The sequence below is a fragment of the Streptomyces sp. NPDC001714 genome (genome assembly GCF_042892755.1).
Classification (GTDB): Bacteria; Actinomycetota; Actinomycetes; order Streptomycetales; family Streptomycetaceae; genus Streptomyces.
Genome location: NZ_JBIAUL010000001.1, coordinates 970,413 through 980,112, shown reverse-complemented (window position 1 = coordinate 980,112; position 9,700 = coordinate 970,413). Strand labels below are relative to the sequence as shown.

Sequence of the window (9,700 nt, the reverse complement as noted above, 5' to 3'; positions counted from 1 at the left end):
GCTGCACCGGCATGCCACCGTGGTGGCCGACGAGGCCGCCGCGTCGAAGCTGAAGTTCGCGGACTACTTCCGGTACACCTTCGCCAACAAGCCGGCGTGGCAGGGGATTTAGCGGATCCGTCTGCCGGGTTCGGTTTGATTCGGGCTGACCGTGGGTGGTGGGTTGCTCGCGCAGTTCCTCCCCCAGCCTTCGGCCGGGGGCACCCCCCGCGCCCCTAGGGGCGCGGGGGCGTGAAGGCGTCGGATAGGTTGCCCACTATGACTGTGTTAGGACCCGGCGTCTGGCCGCCTGCCCCGATCAGGACCGCGCGACTCGTGCTTCGGGAGTCCGAGGTGCGGGACCGTGCGGCGGTCATCGAGATCGCCGCCTCGCCGGAGGTGAACGCCTACGTCGGTGGCCCCCGACCGCGTGCCGAGCTCGAACGGACGGTGTCCGAGGTGCCCGGGCGGCAGCCCGGTTGGTTCGTGGTCGAGCTCGACGGAGCGATGATCGGCACGGTCCAGCTCAATCCCCATGCCCCCGAGGCGCCGGGCAGCGACCACCGCCGGGCGGCCGGCCGGACCGACCTCGGCTACCTGTTCCTGCCGGAGGCCTGGGGACACGGGTACGCCTTCGAGGCGTGCGCGGCGGCACTCGACTGGTTTTCCGGTGCGCTCCCCGGTGAACCGGTGGTGCTCTACACCCAGACCGCCAACGCCCGCTCGATGCGCCTCGCGGCGAAGCTCGGCTTCACCGAGCTGGAGCGGTTCGAGGCGTACGGCGCCGAGCAGTGGTTCGGGGTGTGGTCACCGGACCGGTGACCACACCCCGCCGGGATCCGCTACGCGGTCACGCCCGCGATGACCTCGGCCGCCGCCTCCGCGCACACCCGCGCCGCGCCGTGCGTCGCGATGTACAGGGCGCCCCGGGGCGCGGCCTGCGGTACGCCCATCTCCACCACGATGGTGTCGGGGCGGGCCTTGAGCAGGGTGTCCAGGGCCCCGGTCATCCAGGGGTGACGGTGTTCGTCACGGACCACCGCGACGATACGGCGCTCCCCCGCCGCCATGATCGCCGCGTGCCCCGCGTCCTCGCCCGCGAAGCTGCCGGTCTCGGTGCCGGGCACGAGCCGGGTCAGTTCGGCCGACACGCCCCACGGGGTCTCCGTGCCCACGGCGATGTTGGTCTCGGGGGTGAGGGAGGCGACGAAGAGCGGCCCGGCCGGTGGCGTGTACGGGTCGACGCGCGTCACATGAAGCGCGCGGCGGGCGGCGACGAGACCGATGTCCGTGAGGGTCGGGTCCGGCTGGGCGACTTCCGTCGTGGCTGTCCAGGTCGCCAGTGCCCGCACCCGCTGCGCCGCGTCCGCCAGGCGTTCCTCGGGGAGCTCGCCGGAGCGGACCGCCGCGACCAGGGCGTCGCGCAGCCGTCGTACCGTCTCGTCGTCCGAGAGGCCGCCGCCCACGCAGATCGCGTCGGCTCCGGCGGCGAGCGCCAGGACGGTGCCGTGTTCGATGCCGTAGGTCCCGGCGATGGCCTGCATCTCGATGCCGTCGGTGACGATCAGGCCGTCGTAGCCGAGTTCGCCGCGCAGGAGCTCGGTGAGCACGCGGTGGGACAGCGTGCCGGGCCGGGTCCGGTCCAGGGCGGGGACCAGGATGTGCGCGCTCATCACGGCGCGGGTGCCGGCCGCGATGGCGGCGCGGAAGGGCGCCAGTTCGCGGGCGTGCAGGACCTCGACGGCCGCGTCGATGCGGGGCATCGCGAGGTGGGAGTCGACGGCGGTGTCGCCGTGGCCCGGGAAGTGCTTGGTGCAGGCCGCCACCCCGGCCGCCTGGAGGCCGGTGACGTAGGCCGCCGTGTGGCGGGCGACCAGGTCCTGGTCGGCGCCGAAGGAGCGGACGCCGATGACCGGGTTGGCGGAGTTGGAGTTCACGTCGGCGACCGGGGCCCAGCTGAAGTTGACCCCGCAGGCGGCCAGGCGGCGGCCCAGTTCGAGGGCGACCTGCCGGGTCAGCTCCGGGTCGTCGACGGCGCCGAGGGCGTGGTTGCCGGGGAAGGAGGAACCGGTGCGCACCTCGAGGCGGGTGACGTCACCGCCCTCCTCGTCGATCGCCACCAGGACGTCGTCCCGCTCGGCGCGCAGCTGGGCGGTGAGGGCCGAGAGCTGCTCGGCCGAGATGATGTTGCGGCCGAAGACGCCCACGGAGGCGAGGCCCTCGCCGAGTCGGCGCAGCAGCCAGTCGGGGGCGGTGGTGCCGGTGAAGCCCGGCTGGAGGACCGTCAGCGCGTCGCGCGTGAGTGTGTCCGTACCGCTGGCGAATGTCGTCATCGGATGGGGTTATCCCTTCACGGCGCCCGCGGTGAGACCCGCGGCCATCTTGCGCTGGACGAGGAGGAACAGGACGACGATCGGCACGGCGAGCATGGTGGCGCCGGCCATCATCGGGGCGTATTCGGTGCCGTGCTGCGTGGTGAAGTTGGCCAGCCAGACGGTCGCCGTCTGGTGGTCCTGGCTGAGCAGCATCAGGGCGTAGAGGTACTCGTTCCAGGCCTGGATGAAGCCGTAGACCGAGGTCGCGACCAGGCCGGGGGCGAGCAGCGGGAAGACCACCCGGACGAAGGCGCCGGTGCGGGAGCAGCCGTCGACCATGGCGGCCTCCTCCAGCTCCTTCGGGATGTTGACGATGAAGCCGCGCAGGGTCCACACCGTGAACGGCAGGATGAAGGTCAGGTAGGTGATGATCAGGCCGCTGAGCTTGTCGTACTGGTCCAGGTCGTTGAGGAGCAGGAAGACCGGGATGATCATGGCGACCAGCGGGATCATCTGGACCGCGAGGATGCCGACGATCACGATCTTGCGGCCGCGGAAGGCGAACCGGGAGATGGCCAGGGCGGCCAGCAGTCCGACGACCATGCCGATCACCACGACGGAGAGGGACACGATCAGGCTGCGGCCGACCGGGCCCCAGAAGTCGGCGATGTCCAGCGCGCGGCTGAAGTTGGACAGGGTGATGCCGGTGGGCAGCAGGCTCGGGTCCGGGTCGATGGCGTCCTTCGCCGGCTTGAACGCCGTGTTCAGCATCCAGTAGACGGGGAAGCCCGAGATGACGAAGACAAGGAGGCCGAGGAGGTTCCAGCCGGCCTTCGACTTCCGGTGGCCGGGGGTGGCGACGGTGCTCATTCGACCTCTCCGATCTTCAGCATCTGGCGCATGTACACGGCGACGACGCCGAGCAGGAGGACCACGGTGAGCAGGGCGATCGCGGAGCCCTGTCCGTAGTCGTTGACGACGAAGGCGCGGTCGTAGGACCAGGTGGTCAGGAGCTGGAACTCGGCCTCGGGGTGGCCGCCGCGCATCACGAAGACCTGCGGGAAGACGCCCATGTCCCAGATGACCGAGAGGGTCGTGAGCATCACGACGACCGGCTTGAGGATGGGCAGCGTGACGTAGCGGAAGACGCCCCAGGGTCCTGCGCCGTCGAGGCGGGCGGCCTCCTCCAGTTCCTTGGGGACCTGGGTGAGTCCGGCGCTGAGCGTGATGACCACGAAGGGCACCGCTCCCCAGACCACCAGGAGCATGATCACCGCGAGCCCCTCGGGCCCGCTGGCGAACCAGTTGTGGCCGACCATCTCGACGCCGGGGAGCTTGCTGAGCAGGGCGTTGAGGATGCCGTAGTCGGAGTCGAAGAGCCACTTGAAGACCGTGGTGGCGACGATGACCGGCATGCCCCAGCTGGCCACCAGCGCGATGTTGACCAGCGTCTTCACCCAGCCGGAGACGCGTTGCAGCAGCAGGGCGACGAGCATGCCGACGACCATGGTGAAGATCACGCAGCCGGCCGCGAAGAAGATCGTGCGCAACACGACCTGCCAGAACTCGCTGTCGCCGAGCACCTTGGAGAAGTTCCCGAACCCGGTCCACTCGGCCGGCTTGAACCCCCACAGCTGGGACTGCCCGAACTCCTGGAAGGAGAGGGTGACCAGCCGGTAGAGCGGATAGCCGAGGACGAGCGCGAGGATCAGAAGGCAGGGGGCGAGCAGCAGCCAGGGAACGGCGGGCCCGCCCGAGCGCCGGTTCGCACGTGGTCTTTGCGGGGCGTCCGGTGGAGGTGCCGGCACCTTGGCGGGTGTGGTCGTATCAACGGCACTCATCGTGCGCTCCTCAAACAGATCGAGATAGGGCGCCAGCAGCGCGCCCCTCGGGGCGCGCTTCGCGCGCCTTCAGGGGCGCGGGGAACTGCGCGACCAGCCACAACGAACCGGCACCAACCCACCAACCCATCGCGGCAGCTTCTGACATCAACCCACCGGCCGGACCTGACCCCCCGTCGGCCAGGCCCGGCCGCAGGCCGTTACGCGTTGTTGATGACCTTGTCGATCGCCGCGTCGGCCTCCTTGGCCGCCGCCTCGACGCTCTCCTTGCCGGTGCCGATGTTCTGCAGCATCGTCTGCAGCACCTGGGCCTTCTCGACCTGGCCCCAGCCCGGCGCCATCGGCACGAACCAGTTGGACTCGGCAGCCTCGGCCGGCACCGCGGTCGCCGGGTCGCTCTTCAGCGTGGCGAGGTCGGTCTTGTTGTTGGGCAGGTTGCCCTTGGCCATCAGGCCCTTCTGGCCGGAGGGACCGGTGAACGCGTTGATCCACTCGGCGGCGACGCCCTGGGCCTTGGACTTCACCGGGATGGCGAGGTCGGAGCCGCCCAGGAAGACCGGCATGTTCTTGCCGGACGGGCCGGGCATCACGAAGTTGACGAGGTTGTTCTTCAGCTTGCCGCCGGTCTTGTCGTTCTTCGGGTCGGCCGCGGTCGCGCCCTCCCAGGCGGCACCGAAGATCATGGCCGACTTGCCCTGGCCGTAGACGATGTACCGGTCGGACTCGTCCTTGGTCTTGTCACCGTGCATGTACTTGTCGATGACGCTCTTGAACTCGGTGAGGCCCTTGATGGACTCGGCCGACTCAAGATTGCCCTGCCACTTGCCGCCGTTCTCCACGGCGATGGAGCCGCCGGCGTCGTAGACGAAGGACATGGCCGCGTACCAGTCACGGGTGGGCTGGTACCAGGCGCTGAACTTGCCGCCTTCCTTCTTCTGGATCTTGTCCAGGTCGGCGGTCAGCTCGGTGTAGGTCTTCGGCGTGGTCTTGATGCCGGCCGAGGCGGCGATGTCCTTGCGCCAGTTGGCGACGCGGCCGCCGGCGTAGTACGGCACGCCGTAGGTCTTGCCCTGGTAGGTGACGGAGGCCTTGAGGCCGTCGAGCCACTGGTCGGAGCTGGTGAACTGGGAGGCGTCGACGGGGGCGAAGGCGCCCTTGACCATGTAGCTGAGCATCTCGGTGTTGCCCATCTCGACCACGTCGGGGGCCTTGTCCGTGGCGAGGACGGCGTCCAGCTTGGTGTTCTTGTCCGGCCAGCCGTAGTACTCGTGCTTGATCTTGATGCCGGGGTGCTTCTTCTGCACGGCCGCGTCGGCGGCCTTGACCAGGTCGGGCCAGTTGTTCTGCGCGTCCACCGTGAGCCAGACGGTCAGCGCCTTGGCGTCCGAGCCCTGGGACTTGTTGTCGTCCTTGTTGTCACTGCCACACGCCGCGACCGAGAAGACCATGCCCGCGATACCAATCGCGGCTATCAGCTTGCGCTTCACGCCACCCTCCTCAGGGATGCCACAAACCCCCCTGCCTCCCCGCACGAGCGTTGGGCCGGGACCTGGACCAATGGTGTAGACCAGTGCGGGAAGCTTGGCCCAGACCACCAGGCCTGTCAAGGGTGGCCGAATAGGCTCCGACCAGCCGTTATGCGACCTACATATGCAGGAACCTTTAAGTAAGAAACCCTCGAAATCCCGGGGCGCGGACGAGACAATTCCGGTAGACCACTCGCTCGGTGGACTAGACCAACAGCGCGCGCGACGGTATACAGAGGGGATCACGCAGCGTGCAGGGCGAATCCCGGTACGCTGCCGTGCCACGAGGCGAGCCGCGTCAAGAGCCGGGAAGGCGGAGCATGAGCACCGACGTCAGCAGTGCGGAGAACGAGAGCGGGACAGCCGTCCGTACCGCGCGCGTGCCCAAGTACTACCGCCTGAAGAAGCACCTGCTCGAAATGACCGAGACACAGGCCCCCGGCACCCCGGTCCCGCCCGAGCGCACCCTGGCCGCCGAGTTCGACACCTCCCGCACCACCGTCCGCCAGGCCCTCCAGGAACTGGTCGTCGAAGGCCGCCTCGAGCGCATCCAGGGCAAGGGCACCTTCGTCGCCAAGCCCAAGGTCTCCCAGGCACTCCAGCTCACCTCCTACACGGAGGACATGCGGGCCCAGGGCCTGGAGCCGACCTCGCAGCTGCTGGACATCGGCTACATCACCGCCGACGACCGGCTGGCCGGCCTGCTCGACATAACGGCCGGCGGGCGTGTGCTGCGCATCGAGCGGCTGCGCATGGCCAACGGCGAGCCGATGGCGATCGAGACCACGCACCTGAGCGCGAAGCGCTTCCCGGCCCTGCGCCGCTCCCTCGTCAAGTACACGTCCCTGTACACCGCCCTCGCCGAGGTGTACGACGTCCATCTCGCCGAGGCCGAGGAGACCATCGAGACCTCGCTGGCCACCCCGCGCGAGGCCGGCCTGCTCGGCACCGACGTGGGCCTGCCGATGCTGATGCTCTCCCGCCACTCCCTGGACCGCGACGGCCAGCCGGTGGAATGGGTGCGCTCGGTGTACCGCGGCGACCGCTACAAGTTCGTCGCCCGGCTCAAGCGGCCCCAGGACTGAGCACGTTCGCGCCGCGCCTCTCCTGACGGCGCGTCACCCTTCTCCACCAAATCGACATGCCGATATGCGGATGAGGTCTTCCGCTGACCTTGTGCGTTCGCCATGATTGCCTGCGCATTACACAGGTGAACAACGGTGATCGCCGTGCGGTCAGTGAGGGGACGGAGCCGCGAGATGTCAGATGCGTCCGATGTGACCAAAGCTGCGGTGGTGACGCCCATACGCGTCGCCATCGCCCTCTGCCTGATAGCGCCCTTCGTGGCGATGCTGTGGGTGGGCTCGTACGCCAGGACGGGCCCGGTGTTCATCGGGATCCCGTTCTTCTACTGGTACCAGATGCTGTGGGTGCTGCTCTCCACCGCGCTGACGATGACCGCCTACCAGCTGTGGCAGCGTGACCAGCGCGCCCGCAAGGCCGAGAGCACGAGCGGGGGTGCGCAGCGGTGAAGGACGGTGTGAACGGCGTCGCGCTCGGCGTCTTCATCTTCTTCTTCCTGGCCGTCACGGTCATGGGCTTCTGGGCCGCGCGCTGGCGCAAGGCCGAGAACGAGCACTCCCTCGACGAATGGGGGCTCGGCGGCCGGTCGTTCGGCACCTGGGTCACCTGGTTCCTGCTCGGCGGCGACCTGTACACGGCGTACACCTTCGTCGCCGTACCGGCCGCTATCTACGCGGCGGGCGCGGCCGGCTTCTTCGCGGTGCCGTACACGATCCTGGTCTACCCGCTGATCTTCACGTTCCTGCCGCGCCTGTGGTCGGTCTCGCACAAGCACGGCTACGTGACGACCTCGGACTTCGTGCGCGGCCGCTTCGGCTCCAAGGGCCTCTCGCTGGCCGTCGCCCTGACCGGCATCCTGGCGACGATGCCGTACATCGCGCTGCAACTCGTCGGCATCCAGGCGGTGCTGGACGTGATGGGCGTGGGAGGCGGCGACAACACCAACTGGTTCGTGAAGGACCTGCCGTTGCTGATCGCCTTCGGCGTCCTTGCGGCCTACACCTACTCCTCGGGCCTGCGTGCACCCGCCCTGATCGCGTTCGTGAAGGACGCGCTGATCTACATCGTCATCGCCGTGGCGATCATCTACATCCCGATCAAGCTGGGCGGCTTCGACGACGTCTTCGCCAAGGCGGGCGACAAGTTCACGGCGGCGGGAGCGGGCGGCCTCGTCCCGGCCCCGGCCGGCCAGTGGACGTACGCCACCCTGGCGCTGGGCTCCGCCCTCGCGCTCTTCATGTACCCGCACTCGATCACCGCGACGCTCTCCTCCCGAAGCCGTGACGTGATCCGCCGCAACACCACGATCCTGCCGCTGTACTCCCTGATGCTGGGCCTGCTCGCCCTGCTGGGCTTCATGGCCATCGCGGCCGGCGTCAAGGTGACCAACGGCCAGCTGGCCATCCCCCAGCTGTTCGAGAACATGTTCCCGGACTGGTTCGCGGGCGTGGCCTTCGCGGCGATCGGCATCGGCGCCCTGGTCCCCGCGGCCATCATGTCCATCGCGGCCGCGAACCTCTTCACGCGCAACATCTACCGGGACTTCATCAAGCCGGACGCCACGCCGAAGCAGGAGGCCCAGGTCTCCAAGCTGGTCTCCCTGCTGGTGAAGGTCGGCGCGCTGGTCTTCGTGCTCACCATGGACAAGACGGTCGCCATCAACTTCCAGCTCCTCGGCGGCATCTGGATCCTGCAGACCTTCCCGTCCCTGGTCGGCGGTCTGTTCACCCGCTGGTTCCACCGCTGGGCCCTGCTGGCGGGCTGGGCGGTCGGCATGGTCTACGGCACGGTCGCCGCGTACGGTGTGGCCTCGCCGACCCAGGCGCACTTCGGCGGCTCCTCGAAGGAGATCCCCGGTATCGGCGAGATCGGCTACATCGGCCTGACGGCGTTCGTGACGAACGTGGTGGTCGCGGTCGTCCTGACCTTCGTCCTGAGGGCCCTCAAGGCCCCCGAGGGCGTCGACCAGACCAGCCCCGAGGACTACACGGCGGACGCGGGCGACCCGGGCGTGGAGGTGGAACTCCCGCCGGCCGTAGCGCCCCTCTAGGGGCGCGGGGCCGTATCGATGTACGGCCGCGTGGGCGCGGCCGGCCACGGACGAGCCGCAGCGGGCCACCGGGAAATTCCACCCTCGGCGGCCCGCTGTCGTACACACTCACCCGCATGGACATCGTCATCCGGGAAGCACAGCCCACCGAGTACGAGCCCCTCGGCGAGATCACCGCCCAGGCCTACCTCCGGGACGGCCTCCTCGACTACGGCGAGGGCGACGAGTATCTGCCCGTGCTGAAGGACGTGTCGGCTCGGGCGGCCGCCGCCGACGTGCTCGTGGCCGTGGACGGCGAAAGACTCCTCGGCGGTGTCACCTTCGTCGCCGGCCCCGGCCCGGTCGCCGACATCGCCCGCCCCGGCGAAGCCGAGATCAGGGCCCTCGCGGTCGCCCACGAGGCCCGCGGACGAGGTGCGGGGGAGGCCCTCGTACGGGCCTGCGTCGACCGCGCGCGGGCCACGGCGGGCTGCACGGCCGTCGTCCTGTCGAGCCAGCGAAGCATGCACACCGCCCACCGCATCTACGAACGCCTGGGCTTCGTCCGCACACCGGAACGGGACTGGAATCCCGTGCCGCACCTGGACGACATCACTCTCCTCACCTACCAGTTGACGCTCTGACACCACCGCGACACAACATCTGGGGGTGACGTGACGACCCGGCACTAGATGTATGCTCATGCTCGCTGTCGCCGCAGGGGAATCCGGTGCGAATCCGGAACTGTCCCGCAACGGTGTACTTGTGCATGTTCGTGCACAGGAGTCAGTCCGAGGACCTGTCGACAGCACACCCGGCCGTCCGGCCCGGGTGTACTCACGTCCGGGCCTCGTGGAGTGGGCCGGGGACGCGACACGCGTGCGTGTGCCCGTGTGCTGCCCCCTGCCCTCCGCCAGGCCCCGAGCC

9 protein-coding genes, 1 pseudogene and 1 riboswitch are annotated in these 9,700 nt (G+C 69.0%); of the genes and pseudogenes, 6 read left to right on the top strand and 4 right to left on the bottom strand.

Going from position 1 to position 9,700, the window contains the following annotated elements; all coding sequences use genetic code 11:
- Together ACFY0P_RS04555 and ACFY0P_RS04550 are read left to right on the top strand one after the other, a co-directional pair.
- Positions 1-112, top strand: a pseudogene (locus tag ACFY0P_RS04555) (glucosamine-6-phosphate deaminase); the annotation flags it as partial.
- A gap of 146 nt (positions 113-258) precedes the next feature.
- Positions 259-801, top strand: a complete 543-nt coding sequence (locus ACFY0P_RS04550) for a GNAT family N-acetyltransferase (protein WP_388907241.1) — start codon at positions 259-261, stop codon at positions 799-801.
- A 20-nt stretch (positions 802-821) separates the two neighbouring features.
- Here the strand turns inward: ACFY0P_RS04550 and ACFY0P_RS04545 are convergent, their stop codons facing one another.
- From ACFY0P_RS04545 to ACFY0P_RS04530, 4 genes are all read right to left on the bottom strand, one after another.
- A complete protein-coding gene (locus ACFY0P_RS04545) occupies positions 822-2,312 on the bottom strand; it encodes a glycoside hydrolase family 3 protein (protein WP_388907239.1) in 1,491 nt (496 codons plus the stop codon).
- Between the two features lie 9 nt (positions 2,313-2,321).
- Positions 2,322-3,164 carry a carbohydrate ABC transporter permease gene (locus ACFY0P_RS04540; protein WP_388907236.1) on the bottom strand — a complete coding sequence of 281 codons (843 nt, stop codon included), beginning with the start codon at positions 3,162-3,164 and terminating at the stop codon, positions 2,322-2,324.
- On the bottom strand, positions 3,161-4,135 hold the full coding sequence (locus tag ACFY0P_RS04535; protein WP_388907234.1) for a carbohydrate ABC transporter permease: 975 nt from the start codon (positions 4,133-4,135) through the stop codon (positions 3,161-3,163). Before ACFY0P_RS04535 ends, ACFY0P_RS04540 begins: the two co-directional genes overlap by 4 nt.
- Positions 4,136-4,335: 200 nt before the next feature.
- Complete coding sequence (locus ACFY0P_RS04530; RefSeq protein ID WP_388907232.1) at positions 4,336-5,622, bottom strand: extracellular solute-binding protein; 1,287 nt, start codon at positions 5,620-5,622, stop codon at positions 4,336-4,338.
- Between the two features lie 359 nt (positions 5,623-5,981).
- Here ACFY0P_RS04530 and ACFY0P_RS04525 point away from each other — a divergent pair, with 359 nt between their 5' ends.
- The 4 genes from ACFY0P_RS04525 to ACFY0P_RS04510 all read left to right on the top strand — a co-directional run bounded on the left by ACFY0P_RS04525 (position 5,982) and on the right by ACFY0P_RS04510 (position 9,417).
- A complete protein-coding gene (locus ACFY0P_RS04525) occupies positions 5,982-6,746 on the top strand; it encodes a GntR family transcriptional regulator (RefSeq protein WP_093499171.1) in 765 nt (254 codons plus the stop codon).
- A 174-nt stretch (positions 6,747-6,920) separates the two neighbouring features.
- Complete coding sequence (locus ACFY0P_RS04520; protein WP_388907230.1) at positions 6,921-7,193, top strand: DUF3311 domain-containing protein; 273 nt, start codon at positions 6,921-6,923, stop codon at positions 7,191-7,193.
- The gene (gene mctP / locus ACFY0P_RS04515; RefSeq protein WP_388907227.1) at positions 7,190-8,794 is read left to right on the top strand and encodes a monocarboxylate uptake permease MctP; all 1,605 of its coding nucleotides are present in this window, start codon (positions 7,190-7,192) and stop codon (positions 8,792-8,794) included. Before ACFY0P_RS04520 ends, mctP begins: the two co-directional genes overlap by 4 nt.
- A gap of 116 nt (positions 8,795-8,910) precedes the next feature.
- Positions 8,911-9,417, top strand: coding sequence for a GNAT family N-acetyltransferase (locus ACFY0P_RS04510; RefSeq protein ID WP_388907224.1), 507 nt, complete (start codon positions 8,911-8,913; stop codon positions 9,415-9,417).
- 77 nt (positions 9,418-9,494) lie between these two features.
- Positions 9,495-9,573, top strand: a riboswitch (cobalamin riboswitch).
- Positions 9,574-9,700 lie beyond the last annotated feature (127 nt).

What these genes read in the sequence shown, in the direction of transcription:
- ACFY0P_RS04520 (WP_388907230.1), top strand. Translation starts at nt 6,921, where the DNA reads ATGTCAGATGCGTCCGATGTGACCAAAGCTGCGGTGGTGACGCCCATA.
- ACFY0P_RS04540 (WP_388907236.1), bottom strand. Translation starts at nt 3,164, where the DNA reads ATGAGCACCGTCGCCACCCCCGGCCACCGGAAGTCGAAGGCCGGCTGG.
- ACFY0P_RS04510 (WP_388907224.1), top strand. Translation starts at nt 8,911, where the DNA reads ATGGACATCGTCATCCGGGAAGCACAGCCCACCGAGTACGAGCCCCTC.
- ACFY0P_RS04525 (WP_093499171.1), top strand. Translation starts at nt 5,982, where the DNA reads ATGAGCACCGACGTCAGCAGTGCGGAGAACGAGAGCGGGACAGCCGTC.
- ACFY0P_RS04535 (WP_388907234.1), bottom strand. Translation starts at nt 4,135, where the DNA reads ATGAGTGCCGTTGATACGACCACACCCGCCAAGGTGCCGGCACCTCCA.
- ACFY0P_RS04550 (WP_388907241.1), top strand. Translation starts at nt 259, where the DNA reads ATGACTGTGTTAGGACCCGGCGTCTGGCCGCCTGCCCCGATCAGGACC.
- ACFY0P_RS04545 (WP_388907239.1), bottom strand. Translation starts at nt 2,312, where the DNA reads ATGACGACATTCGCCAGCGGTACGGACACACTCACGCGCGACGCGCTG.